This is a genomic window from Nocardiopsis exhalans (genome assembly GCF_024134545.1).
In the GTDB taxonomy this organism is placed as follows: Bacteria; Actinomycetota; Actinomycetes; order Streptosporangiales; family Streptosporangiaceae; genus Nocardiopsis; species Nocardiopsis exhalans.
Map to the genome: position 1 here is coordinate 5,522,641 of NZ_CP099837.1, position 26,392 is coordinate 5,549,032.

27 protein-coding genes are annotated in these 26,392 nt (G+C 70.8%); 12 read left to right on the top strand and 15 right to left on the bottom strand.

Annotation, left to right across the window (positions count from 1 at the left end; all coding sequences use genetic code 11):
- Nucleotides 1-120 precede the first annotated feature (120 nt).
- The 4 genes from NE857_RS24390 (at nt 121) to NE857_RS24405 (ending at nt 5,967) form a co-directional block, all read left to right on the top strand.
- A complete protein-coding gene (locus tag NE857_RS24390; protein ID WP_254417820.1) occupies nt 121-1,248 on the top strand; it encodes a winged helix DNA-binding domain-containing protein in 1,128 nt (375 codons plus the stop codon).
- 184 nt (nt 1,249-1,432) lie between these two features.
- Nucleotides 1,433-2,476: a LacI family DNA-binding transcriptional regulator gene (locus NE857_RS24395; RefSeq protein WP_254417821.1), complete on the top strand. Its 1,044-nt coding sequence runs from the start codon at nt 1,433-1,435 to the stop codon at nt 2,474-2,476.
- A complete protein-coding gene (locus NE857_RS24400; RefSeq protein ID WP_254417822.1) occupies nt 2,469-4,007 on the top strand; it encodes a sugar ABC transporter ATP-binding protein in 1,539 nt (512 codons plus the stop codon). The genes NE857_RS24395 and NE857_RS24400 overlap by 8 nt, the downstream gene beginning before the upstream one ends.
- Nucleotides 3,997-5,967, top strand: a complete 1,971-nt coding sequence (locus NE857_RS24405; RefSeq protein WP_254417823.1) for an ABC transporter permease/substrate-binding protein — start codon at nt 3,997-3,999, stop codon at nt 5,965-5,967. Before NE857_RS24400 ends, NE857_RS24405 begins: the two co-directional genes overlap by 11 nt.
- 1,268 nt (nt 5,968-7,235) lie before the next feature.
- Here the strand turns inward: NE857_RS24405 and NE857_RS24410 are convergent.
- Both NE857_RS24410 and NE857_RS24415 read right to left on the bottom strand, forming a co-directional pair.
- On the bottom strand, nt 7,236-7,466 hold the full coding sequence (locus NE857_RS24410; protein ID WP_425572140.1) for a DUF397 domain-containing protein: 231 nt from the start codon (nt 7,464-7,466) through the stop codon (nt 7,236-7,238).
- A 17-nt stretch (nt 7,467-7,483) separates the two neighbouring features.
- Complete coding sequence (locus NE857_RS24415; protein ID WP_301184249.1) at nt 7,484-8,338, bottom strand: helix-turn-helix domain-containing protein; 855 nt, start codon at nt 8,336-8,338, stop codon at nt 7,484-7,486.
- 227 nt (nt 8,339-8,565) lie between these two features.
- On the opposite strand from NE857_RS24415, the gene NE857_RS24420 reads away from it, so the two are divergent.
- Nucleotides 8,566-9,132 (top strand): ATP-binding protein, encoded by a 567-nt coding sequence (locus NE857_RS24420; RefSeq protein WP_254417825.1) that lies wholly within the window; start codon nt 8,566-8,568, stop codon nt 9,130-9,132.
- Between the two features lie 114 nt (nt 9,133-9,246).
- Nucleotides 9,247-9,585 (top strand): hypothetical protein, encoded by a 339-nt coding sequence (locus tag NE857_RS24425; protein WP_254417826.1) that lies wholly within the window; start codon nt 9,247-9,249, stop codon nt 9,583-9,585.
- A 186-nt stretch (nt 9,586-9,771) separates the two neighbouring features.
- Here NE857_RS24425 and NE857_RS24430 read toward each other — a convergent pair whose 3' ends face one another.
- From NE857_RS24430 to NE857_RS34585, 3 genes are all read right to left on the bottom strand, one after another.
- Nucleotides 9,772-10,911 carry a methyltransferase domain-containing protein gene (locus NE857_RS24430; protein WP_254417827.1) on the bottom strand — a complete coding sequence of 380 codons (1,140 nt, stop codon included), beginning with the start codon at nt 10,909-10,911 and terminating at the stop codon, nt 9,772-9,774.
- Nucleotides 10,911-11,051, bottom strand: a complete 141-nt coding sequence (locus tag NE857_RS24435) for a hypothetical protein (RefSeq protein WP_254417828.1) — start codon at nt 11,049-11,051, stop codon at nt 10,911-10,913. Before NE857_RS24435 ends, NE857_RS24430 begins: the two co-directional genes overlap by 1 nt.
- A 130-nt stretch (nt 11,052-11,181) precedes the next feature.
- Nucleotides 11,182-11,454: a DUF6879 family protein gene (locus NE857_RS34585; protein WP_344012221.1), complete on the bottom strand. Its 273-nt coding sequence runs from the start codon at nt 11,452-11,454 to the stop codon at nt 11,182-11,184.
- A gap of 2 nt (nt 11,455-11,456) precedes the next feature.
- Here NE857_RS34585 and NE857_RS24440 point away from each other — a divergent pair, with 2 nt between their 5' ends.
- Nucleotides 11,457-12,254, top strand: coding sequence for an SAM-dependent methyltransferase (locus tag NE857_RS24440; protein ID WP_254417829.1), 798 nt, complete (start codon nt 11,457-11,459; stop codon nt 12,252-12,254).
- 15 nt (nt 12,255-12,269) lie between these two features.
- On the opposite strand, the gene NE857_RS24445 is transcribed toward NE857_RS24440, so the two are convergent.
- Nucleotides 12,270-13,211, bottom strand: coding sequence for an aldo/keto reductase (locus NE857_RS24445; protein ID WP_254417830.1), 942 nt, complete (start codon nt 13,209-13,211; stop codon nt 12,270-12,272).
- 104 nt (nt 13,212-13,315) lie between these two features.
- On the opposite strand from NE857_RS24445, the gene NE857_RS24450 reads away from it, so the two are divergent.
- Nucleotides 13,316-13,609 (top strand): Rdx family protein, encoded by a 294-nt coding sequence (locus tag NE857_RS24450; RefSeq protein WP_254417831.1) that lies wholly within the window; start codon nt 13,316-13,318, stop codon nt 13,607-13,609.
- A 103-nt stretch (nt 13,610-13,712) separates the two neighbouring features.
- Here the strand turns inward: NE857_RS24450 and NE857_RS24455 are convergent, their stop codons facing one another.
- Nucleotides 13,713-14,477: an enoyl-CoA hydratase/isomerase family protein gene (locus NE857_RS24455; protein ID WP_254417832.1), complete on the bottom strand. Its 765-nt coding sequence runs from the start codon at nt 14,475-14,477 to the stop codon at nt 13,713-13,715.
- 160 nt (nt 14,478-14,637) lie between these two features.
- On the opposite strand from NE857_RS24455, the gene NE857_RS24460 reads away from it, so the two are divergent.
- Both NE857_RS24460 and NE857_RS24465 read left to right on the top strand, forming a co-directional pair.
- Nucleotides 14,638-14,979 (top strand): UBP-type zinc finger domain-containing protein, encoded by a 342-nt coding sequence (locus NE857_RS24460; protein WP_254417833.1) that lies wholly within the window; start codon nt 14,638-14,640, stop codon nt 14,977-14,979.
- 720 nt (nt 14,980-15,699) lie between these two features.
- Nucleotides 15,700-16,941, top strand: coding sequence for a cytochrome P450 (locus tag NE857_RS24465; protein WP_254422082.1), 1,242 nt, complete (start codon nt 15,700-15,702; stop codon nt 16,939-16,941).
- Nucleotides 16,942-16,999: 58 nt separating this feature from the next.
- Here the strand turns inward: NE857_RS24465 and NE857_RS24470 are convergent, their stop codons facing one another.
- The 8 genes from NE857_RS24470 to NE857_RS24505 form a co-directional block, all read right to left on the bottom strand.
- Nucleotides 17,000-18,316, bottom strand: coding sequence for a cytochrome P450 (locus NE857_RS24470; protein WP_254417834.1), 1,317 nt, complete (start codon nt 18,314-18,316; stop codon nt 17,000-17,002).
- Nucleotides 18,313-18,996 (bottom strand): GTP-binding protein, encoded by a 684-nt coding sequence (locus NE857_RS24475; protein WP_425572135.1) that lies wholly within the window; start codon nt 18,994-18,996, stop codon nt 18,313-18,315. The genes NE857_RS24470 and NE857_RS24475 overlap by 4 nt, the downstream gene beginning before the upstream one ends.
- Nucleotides 18,977-19,399: a DUF742 domain-containing protein gene (locus NE857_RS24480; protein ID WP_254417835.1), complete on the bottom strand. Its 423-nt coding sequence runs from the start codon at nt 19,397-19,399 to the stop codon at nt 18,977-18,979. Before NE857_RS24480 ends, NE857_RS24475 begins: the two co-directional genes overlap by 20 nt.
- Entirely contained in the window at nt 19,396-19,815 is a 420-nt protein-coding gene (locus NE857_RS24485) for a roadblock/LC7 domain-containing protein (RefSeq protein WP_254417836.1), read from the bottom strand. The genes NE857_RS24480 and NE857_RS24485 overlap by 4 nt, the downstream gene beginning before the upstream one ends.
- An 82-nt stretch (nt 19,816-19,897) precedes the next feature.
- Complete coding sequence (locus NE857_RS24490; protein WP_254417837.1) at nt 19,898-21,802, bottom strand: sensor histidine kinase; 1,905 nt, start codon at nt 21,800-21,802, stop codon at nt 19,898-19,900.
- 365 nt (nt 21,803-22,167) lie between these two features.
- Nucleotides 22,168-22,545 carry a hypothetical protein gene (locus NE857_RS24495; protein WP_254417838.1) on the bottom strand — a complete coding sequence of 126 codons (378 nt, stop codon included), beginning with the start codon at nt 22,543-22,545 and terminating at the stop codon, nt 22,168-22,170.
- Nucleotides 22,542-23,630 carry a serine hydrolase domain-containing protein gene (locus tag NE857_RS24500; RefSeq protein ID WP_254417839.1) on the bottom strand — a complete coding sequence of 363 codons (1,089 nt, stop codon included), beginning with the start codon at nt 23,628-23,630 and terminating at the stop codon, nt 22,542-22,544. Before NE857_RS24500 ends, NE857_RS24495 begins: the two co-directional genes overlap by 4 nt.
- 29 nt (nt 23,631-23,659) lie before the next feature.
- Entirely contained in the window at nt 23,660-24,205 is a 546-nt protein-coding gene (locus tag NE857_RS24505) for an ArsR/SmtB family transcription factor (RefSeq protein WP_254417840.1), read from the bottom strand.
- Nucleotides 24,206-24,412: 207 nt separating this feature from the next.
- On the opposite strand from NE857_RS24505, the gene NE857_RS24510 reads away from it, so the two are divergent.
- Nucleotides 24,413-24,988, top strand: coding sequence for a DUF7144 family membrane protein (locus NE857_RS24510; RefSeq protein ID WP_254417841.1), 576 nt, complete (start codon nt 24,413-24,415; stop codon nt 24,986-24,988).
- 177 nt (nt 24,989-25,165) lie between these two features.
- Nucleotides 25,166-26,293 (top strand): hypothetical protein, encoded by a 1,128-nt coding sequence (locus tag NE857_RS24515; protein ID WP_254417842.1) that lies wholly within the window; start codon nt 25,166-25,168, stop codon nt 26,291-26,293.
- Nucleotides 26,294-26,392: the final 99 nt, after the last annotated feature.

Here is a 26,392-nt window from a genome sequence, read left to right on the forward strand (position 1 = left end):
CCGGGCGGCCCCGGGACACGGGACGCAGCACTCGGGCCACGGGAACCGGCCAAGAGGACAGGATCTGACCTCCACCTCTGCGAGGGTGCTCCTGGAGCAACCGGAACAGAGGAACACACGATGCCCACCAAGACTTCGCCCGTGCTGGACGACCGGGCGCTCAACCGCGCCACCCTGGCCCGGCAGGCGCTGCTGGCCCCCACCGACCTGTCACCCCTGGACACCGTGGCCCGCCTCGGCGGAATCCAGGCACAGGAACCGCAGGAGCCGTTCGTGGGGCTCTGGTCGCGTCTGCGCTCCTTCGACCCGGTGGAGCTCTCGGACCTGCTGACCGAACGCCGCGCGGTACGTGTCCACCTCATGCGGCGCACCGTGCACCTGATCACCGCCGAGGACGCCCTCGCCTGGCGTTCGCGGTTCGACGCCATGCTGCGCCAGAAGGTCATGGGCGTGTACCGCGAGGACCTCGAGGACGTGGACCTGACCGAGCTCGCCGCGGCGGGCCGCGCGGTGATGTCCGACGGCGAGCCCCGCAGCATGAGCGAGCTGGTCACCGCGCTCACCGAGCGCTGGCCCGCGGTGGGCAGGCGGCCGCTGGGCGAGATGCTGGTCTCGGCGCTGCTGCCCGTCGCGCAGGCCCCGCCGCGCGGCCTCTGGCGGGCCAGGGGCGGGGTGCGTAACGTCCTGCTCTCGTCCTGGCTGGGCCGGGAGATCGACCCGCTCGCGCCGGAGGGCCCGGAGGGCGTCGACCCGGTCGGCCAGGCGCTGGTCCGGCGCTACCTCGCCGCGTACGGCCCCGCGACCTCCACCGACCTGCGCTCCTGGTGCGGGCTGGCCGGACTGCCCGCGGCGGTGGCCGCGGTCCGCCCCGAGCTCGTCTCCTTCCGCGACCAGCGCGGCCGCGAACTGCTGGACCTGCCCGACGCTCCGCGCCCGGACCCCGAGACCGAGGCCCCGGTGCGCTTCCTGCCCGCCTTCGACAACGCGGTGCCCGGTTACCACTACCGGAGCAGGATCATCGACGACGAGCACCGGGGCCTGTCGGTCGCGGGTGAACGCGTGGTGCTGGTGGACGGCCGCGTCACCGCCACCTGGCGCACCGGGCAGGACGGCGTCGTGGCCGTCACCCCGCTGCGGCCGCTGCACAGGAGCGAACAGGACGAGGTCGTCGAACAGGCCGAGCGGTTGGCCCTGTTCCTGTCCGTGGGCGGGAGCGACCGCGCCTGGATCGACGAACCGGTCGGCTGACCAGGCCGGTCACGGCCAGGGGCCCGCTCGCGGGCCGGACGACTCGGATGACATTTCCTCACCCGGCGGACTTGTGAATCCCTGTGGTCATGACGCATGATGTAATCGTTTTCAACCATGTAAACGTTTCCATGCGGTGCGGCAGCGGCAGGTAGCCGCAGGTGACAGGAGGAGGTGAGCGGGTTTGGTGAGCATCAAGGACGTCGCCACGGAGTCAGGGCTGTCCGTGGCCACGGTCTCCCGGGCGCTCAACGGGCATCCGTCGGTCAGCGACGGAGCTCGGGAGAGGGTCCTCGCGGCGGTCGAGTCGCTCGGCTACCGGCCCAACGTCGTCGCGCGCTCCCTGCGCACCGACCGGACCGGCACCATCGGCCTGGTCATCAGCGACGTCCTCAACCCGTACTTCACCGAACTCGCCAGAGCGGTGGAGGAGGAAGCCCGGGCCCTGGGGTACAGCGTGATCATCGGCAACGCGGACGAGCGGGCCGACCTGGAGGACCACCACGTCCGCGGACTGCTGGAGCGGCGCATCGACGGGCTGCTCGTCTCCCCCGCCGACGGCCGCTCCCCCATGACCCTCGAAGCCGCGGCTGGCCCGACCCCGGTGGTCTTCGTGGACCGCTGGATCCCCGGAGCCGACGCACCCGTGGTGCGCGCCGATGGCCGGGACGCCATCCGCGACCTGGTCGACCACCTGCACTCCCTCGGCCACCGCAGGATCGCCGTGATCACCGGGCCCACGGCCACGACCACCGGCCGCGAACGCATCGACGCCTTCCGCGAGGCGCTGGCCGAACACGGAATCCCGCTGCCGGAGGCCTACATCGGGCGAGGCGACTTCCAGGCCGAGAGCGGACGGCTGGCCACCGAGCGGTTCCTGGACCTGCCCGAGCCCCCCGACGTCGTCTTCGCCACCGACAACCTCATGGCGCTGGGCGCCCTCGACGCGATCGCGGCGCGCGGCCTGCGCGTGCCGGAGGACATCGGGCTGGCGGCCTTCGACGACATCCCGTGGTTCTCGCACACCGACCCGCCGATCACCACGATCGCCCAACCCACCGCCGAACTGGGGCGGGTCGCGGTGCGGGCTCTGGCCTCCCTCATCGCGGGTGAGCCGACGTCATCGACCGTGCTGCCCGCCCACCTGGTCGTGCGCCGCTCCTGCGGCGAGCCCGCGACACCGCCCCAGACCGACCGAGCCGCGACCGGAGGAGCCGCACGTGAGTAGTCCGGACGAACTGCTGCGCATCGAGGGCGTGCGCAAGGCCTTTCCGGGGGTGGTCGCGCTCGACGACGTCGACTTCGACCTCCGCCGCGGCGAGGTGCACGCCCTGCTCGGCGAGAACGGGGCCGGTAAGAGCACCCTCATCAAGGTGCTCTCCGGCGCCCACCGACCCGACCGGGGACGCGTCCTGGTGGACGGCGCCGAGGTGGTCATCAAGGACGCCCAGGACGCCGCTCGGCTGGGCATCGCCACCATCTACCAGGAGTTCAACCTGGTCCCCGATGTGACGGTGGCGGAGAACATCTTCCTGGGCCGTCAGCCCCGCCGGTTCGGCTTCATCGACTACCGCCGCATGGAGGCCGATGCCGCCGCGCTGCTGGAGCGGGTGGGTGTGAACGTCTCCCCGAGCGCCAAGGTGCGCGGGCTGGGGATCGCCCAGCTCCAGATGGTGGAGATCGCCAAGGCGCTCAGCCTGGACGCCCGGGTCCTGATCATGGACGAGCCCACGGCCGTGCTCACCACCGGGGAGATCGAACGGCTCTTCGCGATCGCCCGGCGCCTGCGCGGCGAGGGTGTGGGCATCGTCTTCATCACCCACCACCTGGAGGAGATCGCCGCGCTGGCCGACCGTGTGACGGTCCTGCGCGACGGCCGATCGGTGGCCCACGTCGAAGCCGACACCCCCGAGGACGAACTGGTGCGGCTGATGGTGGGCCGCAGCATCGACGAGCAGTACCCGCGTGAGCGCCCCGAGGCGGGCGAGCCGCTGCTGCGGGTCAGCGGCCTGAGCCGCACCGGACACTTCCAGGACGTGGACCTCGAGGTCCGCGCGGGCGAGGTCGTCGGCCTGGCCGGTCTGGTCGGCGCGGGCCGCACCGAGGTCGCGCGCTCGGTGTTCGGCGCCGACCCCTACGACTCGGGTGCGGTCGAGGTCCTCGGCCGCCACCTGCCCGGCGGCGACGTCAACGCCGCCATGAACGCCGGGCTGGGCCTGGTCCCCGAGGACCGCAAGGGCCAGGGCCTGGTCCTGGACGCCTCCGTGGAGGAGAACCTCGGCCTGGTCACCCTGGGTCCGACCAGCCGGGCGGGCTTCGTGAACCGGTCCGGTCAGCGGGCCTCGGCCCTGCGGATCGCCGGTGAGCTGGGCGTGCGCATGTCCGGCATCGACCAGCACGTGCGCACCCTCTCCGGCGGCAACCAGCAGAAGGTCGTGATCGGCAAATGGCTGCTGGCCGACTCCCGGGTGCTGATCCTGGACGAGCCCACCCGCGGCGTCGACGCGGGCGCCAAGGTCGAGATCTACCGGCTCGTCAACGAGCTCACCGCCTCCGGTCACGCGGTGCTGATGATCTCCAGCGACCTCCCCGAGGTGCTGGGGATGAGTGACCGGATCCTCGTCATGGCCCAGGGCCGCGTCACCGGGGAGCTCTCCGCAGAGGACGCCACACAGGACGCCGTGATGTCCCTGGCGCTGGCCGCCACCCCCAGAAGCAACACAGACACGAACGGAGTGGAGGGCCACGATGGCCACTGACACAGCGAAGACCAGCAGCGCGGAGAAGGCCGACGGAGCCTGGCCCGCCGTGCGCCGTTTCCTGCTGGAGAACGGCGCACTGACCGCCCTGGCCGTCCTGGTCGTGGTCATGTCGTTGCTCTCCGACGACTTCCTCACCGCGCAGAACCTGCTCAACGTGGGCGTACAGGCCGCCGTCATCGCGATCCTGGCCTTCGGCGTCACCTTCGTGATCATCGCGGGCGGCATCGACCTGTCGGTGGGTTCGGTCGCCGCGCTCTCCGCGACGGTGCTGGCCTTCCTGGCCACGGTCGAGGGGGTACCCGTCTGGTTGGCCCTGCCGCTGGCCGCCGCCACGGGTACCGCCTGCGGTCTGGTCAACGGTGCCCTGATCGCCTACGGCAAGCTTCCGCCTTTCATCGCCACCCTGGCGATGCTGTCGGTGGGGCGCGGGCTCTCCCTGGTGATCTCCGAGGGCAGTCCCATCGCACTGCCCGACTCGGTGGCCCAGCTGGGCGGCTCGCTGGGCGGCTGGCTGCCCGTGCCGGTGATCATCATGGTCGTCATGGGCCTGATCACCGCCGTGATCCTGCGCCGCACCTTCACCGGGCGCGCGATGTACGCGATCGGTGGCAACGAGGAGGCCGCGCGGCTGTCCGGGATCCGGGTCAAGCGCCAGAAGCTGGGCATCTACGCGCTGTCCGGCCTGTTCGCGGCGGTGGCCGGTGTCATCCTGGCCTCCCGCCTGGCCTCCGCGCAGCCGCAGGCCGCGCAGGGGTACGAGCTCGACGCGATCGCCGCCGTCGTCATCGGCGGCGCCAGCCTCGCCGGTGGTGTGGGTACGGCCTTCGGCACCCTGATCGGCGCGCTGATCCTGGCGGTGCTGCGCAACGGCCTGAACCTGCTCTCGGTCTCCGCCTTCTGGCAGCAGGTCGTGATCGGTGTGGTCATCGCGCTCGCCGTGCTGTTCGACACCCTGCGCCGCCGTTCCGGCGGTGCGGGCGGCGGCTCGGGTGCGGGTGCCGGTGCCTCCGGCGGTGCCGGTGGCAACGGGCGCCGACGCGGGATCCAGCTGGCGGTCGCGGCGGCCGTCACGGCGGCCGTGGTGGGTGTGCTGTGCTTCCTCGTCCCCAACACCTCCTCCGACGGCCCCCGAGTGGGCATGTCGCTGTCCACCCTGAACAACCCGTTCTTCCTCCAGATGCGTGACGGAGCGCAGGCCGAGGCAGACGAGGCCGGGGTGAACCTGGTGGTCACCGACGCCCAGGACGACGCCTCCCAGCAGGCCGACCAGATCCAGAACTTCATCAGCACCGGGGTGGACGCGATGGTGATCAACCCGGTGGACTCCGACGCCGCCGGACCGCCGGTGCGCGGCGCCAACAACGCCGACATCCCGGTGATCGCCGCCGACCGCGGGGTCAGCGGGGCCGAGGTCGAGACCCTGGTGGCCTCCGACAACGTCGAGGGCGGTCGGCTGGCGGCCCAGGCCCTGGCCGAAGCACTCGGTGAGGAGGGCCGGATCGCCGTCCTGCAGGGCACCCCGGGCACCTCCGCCAGCCGCGAGCGCGGCTCCGGTTTCGCGGAGGGCATCGCCGAGTACCCGGGCATCGAGGTGGTGGCCCAGCAGCCCGCCGACTTCGACCGCTCCAAGGGCCTGGACGTGATGACCAACATGCTCCAGGGCAACGGGGACATCGACGGGGTGTTCGCGGAGAACGACGAGATGGCGCTCGGCGCGGCCGCCGCACTGTCCTCCCGGGGTGAGGAGGCCGTGGTGATCGGCTTCGACGGCACCCCCGAGGGTCTGGAGGCGGTGACCGGGGGCACGTTGTACGCCTCCGTCGCCCAGCAGCCCGCCGAAATCGGCCGGGTAGCGGTGCGCAACGCCATCGCCGCCGCGAACGGCGAGAGCCTGGAGGAGACCGTGATGGTCCCGGTGGAGGTCGTCACCGAGGAGAACGTCGAGGACTTCTCCTGACCGGGTGACTGCTTGATCAAGTGACTGGCTGACCGAACAGGGGGTCCGGGGCGCGCGGATGCTGTTGGCGAATCAGCAGCGTTGGGGCCCGGAGAAGCGGAGAGGCTGACATGGGGAGGCTTCTCTGTGTCAGGCTCGGGCAGGGCATCCGGGGTGGGGTCTGTGTACGGCCTGGGCCTGGGCCTGGGACCTGCGGTTCGGGTTGCGGTTCCCCCGTTTCCCGCCGCTTGATGGTGGCCGTCTCCGCTGCGCGCGTCAAGGTCGTTCGTCCTCGCTTCGCTCCGGGCGCTCCACCTTGACCCGCTTCGCTGCGACGGCGGTTGGCGGCTGTCGGGAAACGGGGGAGGTGTGGTCCGGGGTGGCCAACGGGCCCCCAAGGGGCCCAAGGGACCCAACGGCAACTACCTCGGCCTTCGGCCGGTGCCCTCCCCAGCCCGGTGCGCACCGCCTGGCCGTGTCGCGGCCGGTCAAGGTCAGCAACGAAAAGCGGCAGCGAAGACCCAGGGCTCCTCAGGCCTGCGCGGACCGGGCCACGTGTCGCGGCCGGTGACGCCTGCCTACGAACGACAACCGCGCCCTCGCCAGGCCCCCGAGCACAGTTTCGGCCCTCTTTTCAAAGATGATCTTGCTACCAGAAGCGAAATGGGCGCCGAACTTGTTTCTGGTAGCAAGATCATCGGGGATGAGAGGGTTTCGGAAGCAGCGGACAACCTCAGGCGCAGGTTACGGACACCCTGGCTTCCCCAGAGCCAACACCACAGCGCCGAACCCAACCCTCGCCGCCGCTATTGCGTCGGCACAAGTGACCGGCCGCGACACGCGACCCGTTGCCCGCCGGGCTGGGGAGCCCTGGGTTTTCGCTGCCGCTTTTCCGTCCGGGCGAATGACCGGCCGCGACACGTGACCCGATTCGCGCAGAGCTGGGGAAGGCACCGGCCGAAGGCCGCGCGGTTGGTCGTTGCTGTTGGGCCCCTTCGGGGCCCGTTCGCCACCCCGACCACACCTCCCCCGTTTCCCGACAGCCGCCAACCGCCGTCGCAGCGAAGCGGGTCAAGGTGGAGCGCCCGCAGCGAAGCGAGGACGAACGACCTTGACGCGCGCAGCGCAGACGGCCACCATCAAGCGGCGGGAAACGGGGGAACCGCAACCCGAAACCCAGGCCCAGGACCCAGGCCGCACACAGACCCCACCCCGGAATTAACCAACAGCATCCGCGCGCCCCGGACCCCCTGTCGTTGCTGGCGAAGCCGCGTGTGGGGTTCGTGGGTTTAGCGGAGAGCGGTGCGGAGGAAGGCGGACCACTCGGCGGCGGGGAAGGGGAAGTGCCCCTTGGCGGGGTTCTTCGAGTCCCGGACGGCCGCGCCACAGGGCAGGTCGGCGACCTCGACGCAGTTCTGGTCGTGCCCGCTGTAGCTGCTTTTCCGGAAGCCCGCGGGGATGTGCGCGACCTCGACGCAGTCGTTATTGACACCGCTGTAGCTGCTCTTACGCCACATCATCTGGTCGGTCACTGTGCTCACTCTTCTAGCTCTTGAACCCGCTGGTTAAGGAAATCCAGGCTCTGCGCCGGGGTCATAGAACAACTCTGTGTGCTGCCGAACATGTCGTTGTACAGCCTGATTTGCTCATCTTCCTCAAGAAACATGGTAGTGGTGGGGCTCTCCAGGTAGATGACGCTCGCATCCCTCGGGTCCGGGAAGTCCATGATGAGGTACTTGCCCTCGGTAGAGGTGTGAGCGCCCGCAGTGAACGGCAGTACGTAGATGTCAATGTTGTCGCGCGCGGCCATATGCCTCAAGTGGCGTAGCTGTTCGCTCATCACACTCGCTGAACCAACCATGCGGCGAACAGCTGCCTCGTCGATGATCACCAGGTAAGTGGGCGGGTTGGTGCGGTTCAGAATGCTCTGCCGTGCCATACGGGCCGTCACTCTTTGGGCGATCTCGCTGTCATCCCGTACGCGGTTCGCTCGGAAGATGGCATCCGCATACGCCGGAGTCTGAAGCAGTCCGGGGATCACCTGGGCCTCGTAGGTGCGGATGGCGCAAGCTTCAGCTTCGAAGTCGACGAGAGTCTGCGGCATGAGGTCCTTGTACAAGGACCACCAGCCCTTTAGCCCAGCCAGCTTGGATAGTTCGTGCATGGCTGCGCGTACGGGAGGGTCGTCGACTTTATAGAGGTCCAAGAGCTTGTTCAAGGTCGGGGCAGGAACCGTCTTGGACTCCGCCTGTTCGATCTTGCTCAAGTTGGCTCTGCTGATGCCTGTGTGCTTCGCGACCTCGTTGAGAGTCATCCCAGTTTCCGTGCGAAGCCGCTTGAGCTCTGCGGAAAGGCGTCGGCGTCGGACGCTGGGGCTGTAGGGAGCGGCCATGGGAGGAGCCTAACCCAAGTTGTCATAGTTAGTAGAATCCACTTGACGGAGTGGATTCTACTGTCTAGCGTTGTGTGTAGTCGGTGATCGGAGTCTCACAGAGAGTCTCTGGTGCTCAGGCTACTTGTGCCCCTTTCCCTGCGTGGGGAAATCGTGAAGGTCATCGGCCTAGCGGGCACTCCCTCGAACCACTCGCTGCTTCCGCCTGCGTAAGGAGTCTGTCCGTCATGCCCGCACTCGCCCCCGTACCCCCGATGGCCGAGGTGACCATCGCTCTGAACGAGCTGGTGCCGCACGCCTACCGCCACTACTTCAACGGCCGCCCCGACCGCCCCTACTACTCCTCCCGCCGCTACGACTTCGGCTCCTCCCCGCTCCTCCTCCCCCTCGTGCGGGCCTTCCTGGACACCTGCGCGGCCGAGCACAACACCGACTACCGCTACCTGTTCACCCTCATGGGATCCGAACTCGCCAACAACGCCATCAAGCACTCGCGCTCCGGCCTGCCCGGGCGGGACTACCGACTGGTCTGCGAGCGCCAACGGGACGGCCTGCGCCTGACCTGCCGCGACGACGGCATCGCCAACGACCCCACCACCAGCGTCCACGACCGCCGCCACCTCACCCCCGACCCCGGCGGGCTGAACCCCGACACCGACGCCGGACGCGGGCTGGCCATGATCGACGCCCTGGCCACCACCTGGGGCGACAACGGCCGCCCCGGACACCGCGACGTCTGGTTCTTCCTGGCCTACGACCTCAAGGACAGCGCCTGGCCCGACCTGAACCGCTAGCCACCACACAGCAACACCCACGCACGAAAAAAGGGCCCAGGAAAGCGCTGCAACGCTTCCCGGGCCCCCAACAACCCCGAATTCCAGACCTCTCAAAGCCAGAAAGCAGGATCAGTGACACACCCTATCCCCGCACCCCGACCCTCCAGTGACCCTCTCCACCGCACCCCGCCCCGGCGCGGCCCCCTGACCGGCCCCTACTGCACCGCCTGCGAGCACCCCTCCTGCCGCCGACGCCGCGCCCAGCACCTGCCCCGGCTCGGCGGCCACCTGGCCGAGTACCGCTCCGAGCACGTCCTGGCCGCCGCCGTGCAGGCCCGCAACCCGCACCTGATCATCTGGTACGGGGAGAAGACCGGCTCCTACTGGGTGGCCTCCTCCACCGGCCTGGCCGAGATCCCCGACGCCAAAACCCTGGACCGGCTCTTCCCCGCCCTGCTCGAACTCTGGTGATTCTGTCGGCCACCGCCGTGCCGCTGCCTTCTCCGTGAGACCGGACGGGCTCGGCACGGCCGGTGCCGTCAGGAGTCATCCCCGAAACTGCTGCTTGACCCGCGAGGGCCCGGGAGGCTCCGAGGGGGCGGCGTCCAGGTGGATCTGGTTGACGCGGCGGCCCAACCACAGCGATGGGGCCTCGGTTCAGGGCGTGGAGGCGACGGGGTTGGTTTCGCTGTCCAGCCAGATCAGTTGGTGCTCGGCCGACACGGTCAGACCGAACCGGTCGTGTTCGGGGCGGCCTGCCCGTCGCCACCACCGGTAGGCGGCCTCCAGCTCGGCGAACAGCTGTCGTGGGCCGTGTTGGCGGACCTCGTAACCGGCCCCCTGGTGATCCGGGGCCATGTGCCAGGACGCCCAGGAGGCCGTTTCGGGGTCAACCAGATACACCGTGAACCGCTGCTCCTCGCCCTCGGTGAACTCCACCCGGTTCAGCACGCCGGGCATGCGCAGTCCGATGGCGAAGCTCGCGTCGAAGTCACCGATCGGCTCATGCGGATGCAGCTTCGTGCGCGTGCTCTCGAACCCTTGTCGCTCGGGGTGGACGTAGGTCTCGACTACCCGCCTGGGCACACGCTGCTCACGCACCCACATGAAGGCCACGCCACCACCGAAGCGCCCGCACGCCGTGCCGTCCCAGCCGACCTGGAGGTCGGCCAGCACCCCGTTGTGGAAGGCATTGCCCCAGGGGGTGAGGATCTTCCCGCCCGGCCTGGTCTGGGCCACCCAGTGGTAGGGAACCCGTTGGACGGCGGCGGTGCTGATCACCCGGTCGAAAGGGGCCCGGGCGGGCCAGCCCTGGGTACCGTCCCCGGTGACGACCAGTGGTGTGAACCCGGCCGACATCAACCGGATCCGAGCCAGCTCGGCCAGCTCGACGTCGACCTCGATGCTGGTCACCTCACTGTCCCCCAGCAGGTGGGAGAGCAGCGCCGTGTTGTACCCGGTGCCGGTCCCGACCTCCAAAACCCGCATCCCGGGGAAGACGTCCAGGCGGCGGAGCATGTCGGCCACGATCGAGGGTTGGGAGGCGGAGCTGGTCGGGTACCCCGGGCCGTCCTCGGCACCGTCGTCGAGTTGGGTGATGACCGGGATGTCGTCGTAGGCCAGCGTGAGCCAGCGGTCCTCCTCCCTCGCTCGGTCCACGCTGTCCCCGTCCGGGTCAGTGAACCGGTCGGGGAGGAAGCGGTGCCGCTCGACCTGTTCGAACGCGGTCCGCCAGTGCCGGGGCAGGTCGCCCGCCTGCACGAGGTGGGCGACCAGCTTCTCGTGTGGAGGGATCACTACTTGTCGTCCCTCTCGTGCTTGCCTCCGCCGGACCCGCTGTCGTCGAGTGTGGGCGGAGGGACGGGCCGGTCGGGTTTGTGTTCGTCTGCGGTGGAGTTGTCGTCGTGCTTGCCGTACAAGATGGCGGTGATGAACACGGGCGCTCCAGAGGTGGGGGGCGTCGCTTCTGTTCGCAGAGCCAGATGAGGGAGCGGTCAGAGCGGGTGAAAGCGGAATGCGCGACTATACGGGAGGAAACGGTGGTGGTCGGGCACGGGTGGATAGATGCTAATACGCCTGCCTGTTCTCCGCCCAGGGAATCGATCGCGCGCAGGACCAGGGAACGGGCCTCCGGCCCGTGGCTGGCGCTCTGCGCGCACAGGTCGAAGGCCCGGACGTACTGCTCGACCGCCGGGTGGTGGCGGGGAGCCAGCGGATGTCCTCCCCGGCCTCGTCATTGAACCGGGTGGCGGCGCGCTCCCAGCGGATGTAGTCGCTCAGCGGTTCGCTGACCCCGAGGACCCGCGCCCTATTCTGGGCGCGGACCACAACGAGAGGCACACATGTCGCACACCCCCCACGACGCCCTGAACACCGCCGAACCGCACTCGGCCCGCATCTACAACTACTGGTTGGGCGGCAAGGACAACTACCCGGCGGACCGCGCCATGGGTGACCAGATCCTGTCGGTACTGCCGATGATCGGTGAGATGGCCGTGCAGAACCGGGCCTTCCTCCAGCGCGCGGTGCGGTACCTGGTCGAGGAGCAGGGAATCCGCCAATTCCTGGACATCGGCACCGGGCTGCCCACCGCGGACAACACCCACGAGGTGGCCCAGCGGGCGGCCCCGGACGCGCGGATCGTGTACGTCGACAACGACCCGCTGGTCCTGGCGCACGCCCGGGCCCTGCTGACCAGCACCACCGAGGGGCACACCGCCTACGTGGACGCGGACCTGCGGGACCCGGCCGTCATCCTGCGCGCGGCCGCCGAGCACCTGGACCTCTCCCGGCCGGTCGGCCTCGTCCTCCTCGGCCTGCTCTTCCACATCCCCGACGAGTCGGTCTACGACATCGTCAGGGAGCTGGTGGCGGCCCTGCCCTCCGGCAGCCACGTGGTGATCACGCACTCCACCAACGCCGCCACCGGTGAGGCCATGGAGGAGGCTGTGCGCCAGTGGAACGAGGCCTCCCCCGTTCCCATCGTCCTGCGCTCCCCCGAGGAGATCGAGCGGTTCTTCGAGGGCCTGGAGCTGGTGGAGCCCGGTCTGGTGTCGATCCCGATGTGGCGCCCCGCCCCCGCGGAGGTCGGCGAGCCGCAGTTCATGGACGAGTTCGGCGCGGTCGCCCGCAAGCCATGAGTTCGGAGGCCGGGCTCAGGGCAGACGGTGGCCCGCCGCTCGGAACAGTTCGTACCACTCGGGGCGGGTCAGCGGCAGGTCCGAACCCTGGGCCGCCCCGGTCACCCGTTCGGGGGTGGTGGTGCCGAGCACGACCTGCATGCGGGCCGGGTGCCGGGTGATCCACGCGGTGGCCACGGCGATCGGCGGCACACCGTACTTGTCGGCGATCCGGTCGATGGCGGCGTTGAGCTCCGGGTACTCGGCCGAGCCGAGGAAGACCCCGTCGAAGAACCCGGCCTGCAACGGCGACCACGCCTGGACGGTGATGTCGTGGAGTCGGCAGTAGTCCAGGACCCCGCCGCCGTCGAGGGTCACCGCCCCCGGCTCGTCGACCATGTTCGACGCCAGCCCCTGGGCGATGATCGGCGCGTGGGAGATCGACAGCTGCAACTGGTTGACCACGATCGGCTGGCGCACGTGGCGGCGGAGCAGGTCGATCTGGCGGGGCGTGTGGTTAGACACCCCGAACGCGCGCACCTTGCCCGCGGCCTCCAGGTCGTCGAAGGCCCGCGCCACCTCCTCGGGTTCGACGAGCGCGTCCGGCCGGTGCAGGAGCAGCAGGTCGACGCGGTCGGTGTCCAGCGCCCGCAGCGAACCCTCGACCGACGCGACGATGTGCTCGTAGGAGTGGTCGAAGTAGGACCCCTCCGGGCCGGTGACGATACCGGCCTTGGTCTGGAGGGTGACGGCGTCCCGTTCGGCGGGGGTGAACCGCATCGCCTCGGCGAAGCGCCGCTCGCACTCGTGTGTGGAGCCGCCGTAGATGTCCGCGTGGTCGAAGAAGTCCACACCGGCGTCCCGGGCGGTGCGCACCAGGGCGCGGATCTCGTCGTCGCTCTTGTCCGCGATGCGCATGAGGCCGAGCACCACGTTCGGGGCCGCGATGTCCGTTCCGGGCAGGTTGAACGTCTGCACAGTGGAGGTTCCTTTCCGAGGTCGCGCTCACGCTAGGGCGCTCCGGAGACGAAGTCCACCGGGGCGCGCACCGGCGCCGTACCCGTGCCCGGCATACTGGGGGCGTGTCTGCACAGGTGAGAACCCCACGGCTGGAAATCGAGTACTGCACGCGCTGCAAGTGGCTGCCGCGCGCGACCTGGATGGCGCAGGAGCTGCTCACCACCTTCGAGGCCGAACTCGGTGAGGTGGCGCTGATCCCCAGCACCGGGGGCGTGTTCGAGGTGCGTGTGGACGGCGAGGTCGTCTGGTCCCGTAAGAGCGACGCCGCGTTCACCGACGCCGCCGACATCAAGAAGCTGGTCCGGGACCGGATCGCCCCGGACCGTCCTCTCGGCCACTCCGACCGCCGCCCCTGACCCCGGCCTCCGAAACCCCCGTGATCTTGCTACCAGAAGCAAGTTCGGCGCCGATTTCGCTTCTGGTAGCAAGATCACGCTGGGAAGAGGGGGCGAAGCGGGGTCATTCCCCCGTGAACGTGGGCCTGGTGCGGTTGAGGGAGGCGGTGACCCCGGCCTCGTTGTCCTTGGTACCGAGCAGCTTGGTCTGCTCGATGATCTCCCGGTCCAGGGCCGCGGGCAGTTCGGCGAGAAGGTCGGCGCGCATGGTGGCCTTCATCGAGCGCACCGCCAACGGGGCGGACAGGGCGATGCGGTGCGCCTGGCGCACGGCCTCCTCGCGCAGGTTCGGCTCGTCCACCAGCAGATCGGCCAGGCCGATGGCGTGCGCCTCGGTACCGGTGACGCGGCGGGCCGTGTAGAACATGTCGGCGGCCTTCTGCTGCCCCACGATCCGGGGCAGCGAGGCGCTCAGACCGAAGCCCTGGTGCAGGCCCAGCAACCCGAAGTTGGCGTGGAAGCGGGACGAGGGGGCGGCCACCCGGAAGTCGGCCGCGCAGGCCAGGCCGAGCCCGCCGCCCACGGCCGCGCCCTGGACGGCGGCGATCACCGGGACCGGCAGCGAGAACAGCCGCAGCCCCTGACCGTAGATGGCGCTGAGGGTGTGGACCGGGGTGTCGCCCACGCCGCCGGAGGCGAAGTCCACCCCGGCGCAGAAGTTCTTGCCCTCCGAGCACAGCACGAGGACACGGGTTCCCCCGGCGGCGAGCTCCTCGGCGGTGTCCGCCAACTCGGTGAGGACGTCGAGGTCGAAGTGGTTGTTCGGCGGGCGGTGGATCTCCAGCACACCGACGTGACCGTCGACGCGGACGGACAGCTCCTCGCTCATAAGAGTGCCTTCCAGGTTGTCTGCCAGGGTGGTCGGTGCGACCGGCGACGAGGCTACCGGGCGGTCACCCCGTCCGATTACACCGGGCACCGCAAGAGCCGCACGTCGCCCCGGGCGTGGTTCCCTCCCGGTCACGGAGCCAGTGGGTAGCGTGCTGCGCATGAGCAACGAGATCGACCCGACCGCCCCGCCCAGCGGGGAAGGCTGCCAGGAGTGCCTCGCGGGCGGCGGCTGGTGGGTGCACCTGCGCCGCTGCGCGGCCTGCGGACACGTGGGCTGCTGCGATTCCTCGCCCGCCCAACACGGCAGCCGCCACTTCGAGTCCACCGGCCACCCGATCATCCAGAGCTTCGAGCCGGGCGAGAAGTGGTTCTACGACTTCCGCACCAAACAGGCCGGTCAGGGCCCCGAACTGGCGGCGCCGACCTCACACCCCCAGGACCAGCCGGTTCCCGCCCCCGCCGAACGGGTCCCGGCCAACTGGAGGGAACTCATCCACTGACCACGGTTGCGTGAGCATCGGCCGGTCGTCACAGGTGGGGCGGTCATCGTCTGTGAGCCGTGATCACCGTTCGGCGGGCAGCGGCGGTGCGGCGCGGCCCGCAGTGACGAAGGCGATGACGCCTTCCGGCTCGGGGAGCGCGGCACCGGCGGTGGTGGAGGCCGGGGGCGGGGTCGGCCGGTGCGAGGGTGCGAGGGGTGCGAGGGGTGCGAGGGGTGCGAGGGGTGCGAGGGGTGCGAGGGGTGCGAGGGGTGCGAGGGGTGCGAGGGTGAGTGTGTCCGTCTGGGTGCCCGGGGCGGTTTCGGGTCCCCCTCCTCCCGGGGATTTGGTGGTTTGGGAAGCAACGGACACCCCTGGACGCGGGGTTAAGGACACCACACCCCTGCCGAGCCGGATTCCCCAGGACCGCCCCCAGCTCAGCATCCGGCACTCGACTGCTGGCCCCGAACACACGGCCGCCACCCCTCCGACACGCGGGCGCGGGCGCGACCGGGCCCCACCCGCACCCCTCCGACACGCGGGCAAGGACGGGCACGAGCCCCATCCGTCACACTCCCGGTCGGCCGAATCCCCCGGCTACGGACGGCAAGTCGGAGGCAGTAAAGCCGGACGTATCACGCTTTCGGCCTGGATACGGCCCCGAAGAGCGCCCGGAGCTGGTCTGCGGCCGCACGCCTACCTACTGTGGTGCCTCGGTCAACCACCAGGAGCGTGATCGCTGTGACCCGCACCGGCAAGGCCCCGGACCTGATCTCCCCCGAGTTCGCCGCCGACCCCTACCGCGCCTACTCCCTGCTCCGCGAACACTCCCCGCTGCTCTGGCACGAGCCCACCTCCAGCTACGTACTCTCCCGGTACGAGGACGTGCGGCGGGTCTTCCAGGACCGGGAGGGCGCCTTCTCCACGGACAACTACGGGTGGCAGCTGGAGCCGGTCCACGGGCGGACCATCCTCCAGCTCGACGGGCGCGACCACTCGACCCGCCGGGCCCTGGTCGCGCCCGCCTTCCGCGGCCGGGAACTCCAGGAGCGCTTCCTGCCCGTGATCGAGCGCAACAGCCGCGCCCTGATCGACGGCTTCCGCCACCGGGGCCGGGTCGAACTGGTCTCGGAGTACGCGACCCGGTTCCCGATCAACGTCATCGTGGACATGCTCGGCCTGGACCAGAGCGACCACGACCGCTTCCACGACTGGTACAGCGCGATCATCGCCTTCCTGGGCAACCTCAGCCAGGACCCAGGGGTGACCGAGGCCGGGCTGCGCACCCGGGACGAGTTCGCGGACTACCTGCTGCCGATCATCGCCGAGCGCCGGGAGAACCCCGCAGGCGACCTGCTCTCCAAGCTCTGTCAGGCCGAGGTCGACGGCACCCGGATGACCGACGAGGAGGTCAAGGCCTTCTGCAGCCTCCTGCTGGCCGCCGGCGGTGAGACCACGGACAAGGCCCTGGCCAGTCTGTTCGCCAACCTGATCACGCACCCCGACCAGCTCGCGGCGGTCCGGGAGGACCGTTCCCTGATCCCCCGCGCCTTCGCCGAGTCGCTGCGGCTGACCCCGCCGGTGCAGATGATCATGCGCCAGACCACCCGGGACGTGGAGATCGGCGGCGGCACGGTACCCGCCGGGGCCACCGTCACCTGCCTGATCGGATCGGCCAACCGCGACCCCGACCGCTTCCACGCGCCGGAGGCCTTCGACCTGTACCGCTCGGAGCTCTCGGAGACCACGTCGTTCTCCGCCGCCGCCGAACACCTCTCCTTCGCCCTGGGACGGCACTTCTGCGTGGGGGCGCTGCTGGCCGAGGCCGAGGTGCGGGTGGGGGTGAACGACCTGCTCGACGCCATGCCCAACCTGAAGCTGGCCGAGGGCGCCGAGCTGGTCGAACAGGGCCTGTTCACCCGCGGGCTGCGCGAGCTGCCGTTGGAGTTCTCCCCGGTCCCGCGGCCGCGCGGAGCCCGCTAGCCGGGCCACCACCGTCCCCCAGCCGCCGTTGGCCCGCCCTTCACCGCTCACACAGCCGCTAACCCAGCCGCCGCCCCTGGCCGGTACCGCGCCCCTGACCGACGATGGGACTGAACCGGGCGGGGAGTTCGTACAGCCCGCGCATCCACACCGACGGCCGCCACCGCAACCGGTCCGAGGGAACCGCCATCCGCACGTCCGGCAGCCGGTCGAGGAGGGTCTCCACGGCGGTGCGGGCGATCACCTCCGCTGTCTCGGGCGCGGGGAACGGACAGCCGTGTTCCCCGTGCCCGAACGACATCTGCGCCCGGTTGGTTCCGTAGATGCCCAGGTCACCGGTGTTGAGCCGGGGGTCGCAGTTGGCCGCGGCCAAACCCAGCACCAGCAGGTCGCCCCGCTTGATGTGGCGCCCGCCCAGCTCACAGGCCTGAACCGCCCACCGGCCGATGAAGTTCTGGGTGGGGGTGTTCTTCCACAGCACCTCGTTGAGCGCCTCGCCGGAGCTGCTGCGGCCGCCCTGCAGGGTGAGGGAGAAGTCGTCGTCCATCAGCATGAGCCGCAGCGTGTTACCGATCCAGTTGCCAGTGGGCGCCTGGGCCGCCGACATGATCACCAGCAGGTCGATGACCACCTCGTCGTCGGTGAGCCCGGCCGGGTGCAGGAGCAGCCGGGAGGGGACGTCGTCGCGCGGGTGGGCCCGCCGCTCACCGACGATCCGCCGCATCCGGTCCTGGACCCGCTGGTGGGCCGCGCCCGCATCGGCGGTGACGTCCAGCGAGATGAGGATGTCCCGGACCATGTCGGGAACCTCCTGCGCGGGCAGGCCGTACAGCCGGGCGATCACCCCCGCCGGGATGTGGTGGGCGTACTGGCTGACCAGGTCGGCCTCGCCGTCCCCGGCGAACTGGTCGATGAGGCCGTCGGCGACCTGCTGGCACAACACGCGCAGGTCGGCTCGGTCCGTGGCGTCGAGGGCGTCGCCGATCGCCCCGGCCCGCCGCTGGTGTTCGGCGCCCTCGGCGAACATCACCGAGGGGGTCCACATCACGTACGGCATGAGCGGCCAGTCGTCGTCGATGTGGTCCCACATGTTCCAGCGACGGCAGTCCCGGGCGAACCACTCGGGACGGCCGGTGACGTGGTGCAGTTCCCGGTAGCCGAGCACGAACCACGCGGGGATGTCACCGTCCAGGAGGATGGGGGCGACCGGGCCGAAGCGGCGGCGCATCTCCTCGTACAGCGACACCGGATCCCGGGCGATGTCGGGCCCGTAGAAGCGCATGGCGTGCTGGTGCTCGGGCGACAGGGGCACGGGCCCCCGGGCCGGGGGGACGGCCGCCCCCTGGACCCCGGGGGCTCCCACGGTGTTGTTCACGACGACCTCTCCGGTGCGGACGCGGGCGGACGGTACCTGGCCAGGTGGTGGACGAGGGCGATGAGTACGTCGCGGCTGGACTCGCGGCGGCGGGCGTCGCACTCCAGCAGGGGGACGTCGTCGGACAGGTCCAGGGCGGTGCGCACCTCGTCCAGGTTCGGGCCCGGAGCGAACCGGTTGACCGCGACGATGAACGGGGTGCGGTGGTGTTCCAAGCGGTCGATGGCGTACCAGGACTCCTCCACCCGGGCGGTGTCCACCAGGACGACCGCGCCGAGGCTGCCGGTGAAGAGCTGCTCCCACAGGAACCAGAAGCGCTTCTGACCGGGGGCGCCGAAGAGGTAGAGGACCCGGGTGGCGTCCACGGTGATCCGGCCGAAGTCGAACGCGGCCGTGGTGGTGCGCTTGTCCCGGACCGCGCTGAGGTCATCGACCCCGGCACTGGCCTGCGTCATGACCTCCTCGGTGCTCAACGGGCGCATCTCGCTGACCGAACCGACCATGGTCGTCTTCCCCACGCCGAAGCCGCCGACGATGACGATCTTGAGCGCGTTGCTCGCGGTGCTGGCGAGGGGCAGCCGTCCGGTGGCCGTGGCTGCCGTCTGTGCTGGGACTCCGGAGGCGGGGACTCCGGAGGCGGGGACTCCGGAGGCGGGGACTTCAGAGGCGTTGGAGGGCAAGGAGCACCTGCTTCAGGGTGTCGGGGTCGTGCCGTGGCCCGGTCTGGGGGGAGGAGGGCCGGGAGGGGGCGGGTACCGGGTGCCGGGCGGTCACCGCCCCGGTGTCCAGCAGGTCGACGAGGAGGATGCGTACGACGCTCACCGGGAGCCCTAGCTCCGCGGAGATCTCCACCACGGCGACGGGTCGGCGGCACAGCCGGAGGATGGCGGCGTGCTCGGACTGCATGTCGGGCGCCGGTTCGGACTCGGCGACGACGAGGGCGACGGCGTCCAGGGCGGGGTCGTCGGCGTCACCGCGCCCCCCGGTGACCGTGTACAGCCGGTCCGGCGCCTCCGTCCTGAGGGGGTCGCCACCGCGGGGGTCGGTACCGGGGCCGCCGCTGGGGAGGGGGTCCGTGTTCATCGGGACGGGTCCACCCCGTGGGGCCTGCGGCGGGGCCCGGCCGTCAAGTGCACCCCGATCTGCTCGACCAGTTCGTTCATATGGTGGGCGACCACACCGACATCGGCCTCGTAACCGGCGATGACGGCCAGGTGCGCGCCCTCTCCCGCACCGACGATGAGCAGGAGCCCGCCGCCGTACTCCAGCATCGCCTGGCCCGATCCGGTCGCGTCGCCGAACTCCGCGGAGGCGCTGAGGGAAAGGCTCTGGATCCCGGCGGAGATCGCGGCGAGCTGGTCGGCCCGGTCCATGTCCAGCTCCCGGGTGTGGCACATCTTGAGCCCGTCCCTGGACAGCACCAGGACGTGTCGGATGCCCGGTGTGCGGTGCCGTAGGTTCTCCAACAGCCAGTCGAGGCCGGCGTCCGTGGTCGTCATCGATCGTTCGGGCGTGCGAACCCGGCCGCTCAGGGCCGGGCGCAGACGCCCTGCTCCTTCCTGATGGTGGTGGAGGCCGTGCTCAACGCCGGTCCTCCCAGGTGGTGTCCGGGCCGTCCCCCTCGGGTGCGCCGTCGGCGTCACCAGCGTCACGGAAGGCGGCGAACCGGGTGGGGACCTCGTTCCGCGCCCGGGGGTCGAAGGAACGGTGCCGGGTCGGGAAGAGCTGTTCGGGGTTCTCCCGGACCGCTTCGGCCAGGGTGTGCCCGCGACGGCGCTGGGGCAGGTTGACCGGCTGGGCGGGCCGCTCCGCGTCGCTGGCGGCGGGGGCGGGGCGGGCGGCGTCGCGCCGGGCCAGGGGCGGACGGCCGGTGCCCTTCTCGGTCGGCTCCTGCTCGGCCGGGCCCTGGCGGGTCGAAGCGGGTGCGGCCGGACCCTGGTTGGCCGGAGCCTGGAGTGACCGGTTCGGTCCGCTGTGGACGTCCGCGACCGGAGGCGCGCTGTTCGTCGACACCTGGGGTTGGGGTCCGGTCTGGGGTGCGGGCCGGGGCGTGCCGTTGGGCGGTGTGTGGGCCGTCGGCACCCCTCGCGCCGGGGTGCCTTCCGCCGAGTTCGCGGGCGCGCTGACCGGGGGCGGGGTGTCGGCGAGCGGACGGCGTTCGGGGACACGTGGTTCGGTGATGAGGTTGGGCGGGATGAGCACGACCACCCCGATCCCGCCCCGGGCCGAGGGCCGGAAGCTCACCGTGAGGCCGTACTTGTCCGCCAGGCAGCCCACGACCGCCAGCCCCATCCGGGTGCCGGGGAGGGTGGCCAGGGTGCGGGGTTCGGCGATGAGGTTCTCGGCGATCCTGCGTTCCCGGTGACGCAGGCCCAGCCCGCTGTCCTCGACCGTGATGGTGACCCCGGTGTCCTCCTCCTGCACATAGACGTGTACCTCGGTGCCGTTGGCGGAGAAGTTGGCGGCGTTGTCCATGAGCTCGGCGAGTGCCTGCATGACCCCCTCGGCCGCGTAGCCGACCACCGCCACCTTGCTGGTGTAGTGCAGGCGGACGCGGCGGAAGGCGGTGATCCGGCCCATCGCCCCGCGCAGGATGCTCTCCATGATGATGGGGCGGGTCCAGCGCCGCCCGGAGCGCCCCTGGGCGAGGACGACGAACGCGTCCGCGAGGCGGCCGGTGCGGGCGACGTTGTGGTCCACCGCCAGGAGGTCGTGGAAGATGTCGGGCCGGTCGCCGTACCGGTCCTCCAGGGTGCGCAGCTGGGCGAGCAGGGTGGTCAGGTGGGCCTGGATGCGCCCGCCGGAGTTGGCCGCCGAGACCAGCGCGGTGGCGCAGCGGCGCTCCCCGGCCAGGATCTCCTCCAGCACGCGTCGGCGCAGGTGGGCGACGGGCGGGTGGACGTTCTGGAACTCCTGGTTGAGTACCTCGACGGCGATGGTGCGGTCCTGGCGCACCCGGTGCACGATCAGCGGCAGGGCGGCGTTCGCCAGATCGATGACCTCGTTCTCGATCTCCGTGCGCGCCGCCCGGTCCTCGGCGGAGCGCTGCTCGGCATCGGCGACCTGGGTGGCGACGGCGTGGGCGAGCCGGTCGACCGTGGGGTGGGCGGGTCGGGGGTGTGCGGAGAGCACGGTCTTCACCGGGCGCCCCTCACGGGCGGCGTGGGCGAGTGCGGGCAGGAGCGCGTCCACGACCCACCCCGCCTCCTCCTCCAGGGTCCGGGCGCCGCCGCTGACCCTGGTGCTGTGGGCGCGGGCGATACGCGCGACGGCCGCCTGGTAGACGGCGGTGGCCACGGCCGCGCACAGCAGCAGTCCGACCAGACCGCCGACCAGGGCGATGACCGGGCGGGCGGACTCGGGGCTCTCGATCACCGTCCAGGACCAGGCCGGGGCGACCAGGGCGGAGGTGCCCAGGAGAGCGACGAGTGCCTGTTGGCCGGGGCGCGGAAGAGGCCGTTTCCGGTCGGACAGGTGTACTGCCATGAATGGATTCCTCGCGGCGTTTCGTGCGGATGGAGGAGCCGCTTGACGCCTCCCCCGCCGTTTCACGGGCAGGGGAGAACACCCGGGCATCCCGGCGGCGGGACTTTCCGGGGCGGGTGGATTTTACGTTAGTCCACGCCCGAGAGAAACGGGTCCTTTCTCGCAACGAAGGGCTGCTGCCAGCACGAAAACCCGCGAAACACCTTAACCAAAGTCCGCTTTGGAATGATATTTAGCTATTGGCAGTTTTTGTCGAACGGGGGCATTAATGACCCTTTGCGGCTTTCGAGGTTGAGGGAAAGAGGGATCGCTCCTCGGGCCGCTGGGTGACCTCGGAACTCTCCCCCCGGCCGCCGCAGCAGGACTCAGAGTGCAAAAAAGAGGACGAAGGCGACGGTCAGGGCCGAGGTGAACAGGGCCCAGCGCCTGCGGCCGCGCGCGCCCTCGTCCGCCGCGCTCCGGGGCAGGGTGTGCCAGCGGGCCGCCCCGACGGCGAAGGTCACGGCGAGCACGGCGACGTTGACCCACCACAGGGCCGCCGGGATCACCAACCACTGGTTGAGGTACAGCGGGATCACGGTGAACAGGAGCACCAGGGCGCCTCTGCCGAACACACCCGAGCGGTCGGGGAAGGCGCGCGGCTTCTCGGCCTTGTGCCCGTCCCGGAGCAGCTCCCAGGACTGGGACGCCGCGAACAGGGTCAGCACCGCCCAGCTGAGGGCGGGAAGCAGCAGGTCGGTCATGCCTCCTCCAGCAGAAGGTCGACGGCGGCCGAGTACGTGCCGGCGGGGGTGTCCGACAGGATGACCACGGCGCGCTCGCCCTCGCGGTCCAGGGCCAGGATGGTGTAGAAACCGCCGGTGATGCCGTTGTGCCAGGTCACCTCGGTGCCGTCGTGGTCGGTGACGTACCAGCCCAGCCCGACGCCGTCTCCGACCTCGTCCTCCCAGCGCGGTTCCATGGCCACCGCTCCGGGGGCATCGCCGGTCAGCAGGGCCAGGGCGAGGAGCCCCATGTCCGCGCCGGTGGAGTACACCCCGCCCGAGGGCGCCCAGACGGCGTCGGCCACGGGGGCGAACGGGCGGCCGTTGTTGGCGTGCCCGGTGGCGGCTTCCGGGGGCACGTCCTCGGGGGTGGCGGGGACGAGGCTGTCGGTCATGTCCAGGGGGTCCAGGATCCGCTCCCGGACGAGGGTGGGGTAGTCGGTACCGGCCGCGGCGGCCAGAGCCTGGCCGAGGGCGGCGGCGCCGAGGTTGGAGTAGGAGTGCTCGCCCCGGCCGGAGAGTTCGGCGTCGGCGACCATCCCGACCAGGGCGTCGACGTCCTCGGCGGTGTAGGGCTGGCGGTTGCGCGTGTGGTTGACGGCCTGGGCGATCCGGTCCAGCGCCCTGGGCGGGTTGTTGGGCAGACCCGACTGGTGACCGGACAGTTCCGCCAGGGTGACCGAGGCGGCGGGCGCCTCCCCCAGGTCCAGCAGGGAGCCGAGTTCGGTGTCCTCGGTGACCTCCCCGCGCTCGACGGCGTCGGCCAGCAGCAGCCCGGTCAGGCTCTTGGAGACCGAACCGATCTCGTAGCGGGTGGTCTCGTCCGAGCCGAAGTAGGCGCCGCGGATCCGCCCGTCGCCGACCTCCACCACGGCGGCGGTGGCCCGCGGCCCCTCCTCCAGCAGGGGGCGTGCGCGCTCGGCCAGTTCGGCGTCGCCGGTGGTGTCCGGGGACAGGGTCGGGGGCTGCGGTCGCAGGGCGAACCCGGCGGCCAGGACGGCGACGGCCGCGACGGCGGCGCTCACCCTGGCCCGTGTGCTGATGGCCTGTGTGCCGCTGGGCATGGTTTCCTCTCCTCGTCCCGTCCCTGAGCTCAGCCCTTCGCCGCGGTGAGCACCACCATCAGGGGGACCAGCCGTTCCGGGGGGATGACGTAGTGGCCGCGTCTGCGGTTGACCAGCCAACCCGCCGCGACCAACAGGTTGATGTGGTGGTAGATCTGACCGCTGGTGCCGAACTCCGCGCGTTCCTTGAGTTCGGCGACGGTGGCGGTGCCGGAGTGGACGGCCTGGAGGAGGCTGAGGCGGACGGGGTGGCCCAGGGCGTCGAGGTTCCCAGCCAGGGAGGACCAGTCGAGGCCCTCGATGTCGCCGACGGTCCTGCCGTACTGCCACTGGAGCGGTTCGCCGCCCTCGACGGGGACGACACCGGCATAGACCACCATGCCGTCCTCGGGGACGCGCTCCTTGAGCGCCTCCAGGGCGAAGAAGCGCTCTCCGTAGGAGGCCTCGGCAGCCTCGGCGGGGGCGGCGGCAGGCCGGGCCCGCTGTTCCAGTTCGGCGACCCGGGCCTCCAGGTCGGCGAGGCGTTCAGCGGCGGTTCGTTCAGGCTTTGGTTCTGACACGGAACCACGATACATGATTCTACGTTCTTACGTAAAAACAGACATCCCATCTCCGGGAGGACACGAACGGGCTTTGCCGGATCCGGGTGAACCGCTGCCGTGCCCCTTACGTCATGTGCCCGATGATGAAGATGCGGCGTACGGACCCGCCTGCTCGTGACACCCGAGAGGTCACCCCTGTCAGACCTGTCGGTCTCCTGGGTGACCGGTAGAGGAGCACCCATGCAGACACAGCCCAACGGTTGGCAGTACTTCGTCTCGACGCTGCTCATCGTCACCGGCGCGATCAACGTGATCCAGGGTCTGGCGGCGATGTTCACCCCCGATTTCTACATCGCCAGCGAGACCCAGATGCTCGTCCTCGAATACGGCGCCTGGGGCGTCCTGCTCGGCCTGTGGGGGGTGGTGCTGGTCGTCGCCGGTCTGGCGATCCTCTCCGGCAGCGCCTGGGCCCGGGCCTTCGCCATCGTCCTGGCCGCCATGAACGCCATCGCCCAGCTGGCCTTCCTCATCGCCATGCCGCTGTGGTCGGTGGTGGTCATCGCGATCGACGTCCTGGTCATCTACGGCCTCACCGCGGCTTGGCCCGCCGCGATCCGCGGTGAGGACCCCGAGAGCTCCCGGGAATCGGGCCACCGGTCGAGCTACCGCGCCGGCTACCAGGCCGCCCACGAGAAGCCCACCGCCACGCCCCGTCCCACCGCGTCCCCGGAGCATGGATCCGCGCAGGGGCAGGGACCCGCGCGGGGCCGGGGCCAGGGCTCCGGTTCCGGGCAGCACCAGCAGCCCACCAGCTGATCCTGGTCGGACGTCTTCGAGCGCCCCGGCCCGCGTCGACGGGACGGGGTGCTCGCGTGTCCGGCCCCGATGAGCGGCGGGGCACAGGCTCAGGCTCGGGCCCGAGAGCTCTCGGGCCACCGACCCGTGCCTGTGGACAACCGGTTCTGTGGGGACCAAAAGCTTAGGATCGGAAATATGCACGCCCCCCAGAGCCCCCAGAGCATCCGTGTGTCCGCCTCCGTGATGTCCCACCCCTCCCGCTCCGACTCGGCCGGACGGGTCGCCGAGCGCACCGGCCTCCCCCTGGCCGGGCTGGCCCTGGACCCCGAACCGGACGGCCCGCCCACCGCTCTGCGCAGCGCGACGGTGGCCTTCGGCTCGGCCGCCCGGTACGACACCACGCACCACCTGGTCCTGCAGGACGACGCACGACCAGCCGAGGGATTCGCCCGGACCGTTCAGCGGTACCTGAGCGCCCACCCGGAGGCAGCGGTGTCCTTCTTCGTCGAGTGGGGTTCGCGCACCGCCACGCTGGCCCGCTGGGCGGTGTTCACCGGAGCCGGAGCGGTCCCGGTGGTCAACCCCTACGTGCCCACGGTGGCCCTGGCTCTGCCCTCGGAGCTGTCCGTGGCACTGGGCCGCTTCCTGGCCGAGGAGGGGCAGGCGGACGAGCCCGACGACCGGGAGGTACTGCGGTTCGTCCGACGCGCCGGGGTGTCCGCGCTGGTCGCCGTGCCCAACCCGGTGGAGCACGAGGAGCTGCCCAGCCTGGTCGGCAACGCCGGGCACGGGGCACGGCTCTCGGTGTGCTTCGCCCCCGAAGCAGGGGCGGCCCCCGACACCTCGGTGCTGGAACCGCCCCGGCCGCTCCCCCACCTGAACTGGACCACCGGGGCGCCCTCCCTGATCGACCTGGACAACGACGTACCCGAGGCACACCTGCCACTGGCCCGGGGCCTGGCGTCCTGGGGCGCCGACGAGGCGGGACTGGCCTTGGGTCTGGCCGCCGCGCTGGCGGCCCGCACCGGAGCGGATTCGTTGCGGACCCTGCTGCCGCAACCGCACCTGACCTCGGTGTGGTACACGGCGGTGGCCAACGGGGCCGTCCTGGAGGGCCGCTGGCCGGGGGTGGTCGGCGGGCTGCGCGCACGGCTGGGCGAGCCCGCGGTGGAACGGGCGCTGGCCACGCTGGTGCCCGGCGCCCTGCGCACCCGCGTGGACGTCACGGCCCTGGAGGAGCACCGTTCGGAGGTGGTCGGGCTGACCCTGGCCGCTCTGGAGTACGGGGCCGAACACTGCCCCGCCCCGAAGGAGGCCCTGTGAGCGCGGGCGTGCGGATCTCCTGCGCGGTGATGACCCACCCGCGCCGGGCCGAGGCCGCCCGCCGCCTGGCCGGGTCCCTGCCCGAACTCGTACCGGCGG